The 1,353-nt window shown below is 49.7% G+C and carries 1 protein-coding gene; it reads right to left on the reverse strand.

Annotation, left to right across the window (positions count from 1 at the left end; all coding sequences use genetic code 11):
• Window positions 1–36: 36 nt before the first annotated feature.
• The gene (locus IQ268_RS31960; RefSeq protein ID WP_193887508.1) at window positions 37–1,293 is read right to left on the reverse strand and encodes an IS256 family transposase; all 1,257 of its coding nucleotides are present in this window, start codon (window positions 1,291–1,293) and stop codon (window positions 37–39) included.
• Window positions 1,294–1,353: the final 60 nt, after the last annotated feature.

Raw genomic sequence — 1,353 nt, forward strand, 5'->3', positions numbered from 1 at the left:
GAGAGTGGTCAAATTTTTGTGTAAGCCTTTAGATCGTCAAAAGTTGAAGCGTCCTGGAAATAGGATAGCAAAATGTGACAACGCTGCCTTCCAATTTTGAATCGGTCGGTTCCACCGCTTGGCAATGTTGTTCATTGCCAAATATATCAACTTGAACACGGACTCTTCATCCGGGAACACCGCCTTGGTCTTAATCACCTTGCGTAATGAACGATTGAGCGACTCAATCGCATTAGTCGTGTAGATAACTTTGCGAATATCCATCGGATACTCAAAGATAGGAATAATGTTCTCCCAATGTCGAATCCAAATCTGGCTAATCGCTGGATAAAGATGATCCCACTTGGCTGCAAAGGCATCAAGGGCTGCTTCTGCTTGCTCAAGTGTCACCGCTTGATAAATGGGCTTGAGGTCTGCTGCCACCGCTTTTGCATCCTTCCAAGGAACATAGCGCAGGCAATTACGAATTAAATGCACGATACACAACTGCACCTGGGTTTTGGGATAGAGGGTCTCAATTGCTTGGGGAAAGCCTACCAGCCCATCACAGCAGGCAATCAGAATATCCTTTAAGCCTCGGTTTTTAAGGTCCGTCAACACTTTGAGCCAGAACTTGGCTCCCTCTGCTTCGGCTTCTCCAATCCACAACCCTAGCAGTTCCTTATTGCCCTCGCGGTTGATGCCCAACACGACGTAGACCGCTCGTTTGCTGACGCGCCCGGAAACCTTGATATTGACGTACAAAGCATCCAGATAAAGGATTGGGTACACCTCCTCTAAAGGACGCACCTGCCAAACTTTTACCTCGTCGCTGACGCTATCAGTGACCTCGCTGATGAGAGCAGGGGAGACGTTCACGCCATAGAGTTCTTCCAACTGGGCACTGATGTCGCGAGTGCTCAACCCCCTTGCATACAGCAGCAGAATCTTCTCATCGAGCCCAGCTAAGCGTCGTTGGTGCTTGGGCACCAGCACTGGTTCAAACTCACCATTGCGGTCGCGGGGGATCGCCAAGTCCATCTCGCCGTGGTTCGACTGCACTGTCTTTTTCGAGTAGCCATTGCGGCTATTACCACGGGGCAGGTTCTCTGAAGCCGACTGGTCAAACTCGACTGCCTTTTCGACCTTGAGATGGTGGTTCAACTCCCCAGCCAAAGCCCGTTCAATCAGCCGTTTGCTCAATTGTTTGAGTAAACCCGATTCGCCCAGGATATCCTCTGGACTCTGGCAGTCTGCCAACAGTTCATCGAGCATCTCATCAACGCGATTGGTTTCGTTCTTCTTTCTTGCCATGATGCGGTCTCCTGAGTTACTGGGATTTTAGACCGCTTACACAAAATCCTGATCAGTCTC

It is taken from the genome of Oculatella sp. LEGE 06141 (genome assembly GCF_015207605.1).
Classification (GTDB): domain Bacteria; phylum Cyanobacteriota; class Cyanobacteriia; order Elainellales; family Elainellaceae; genus Oculatella.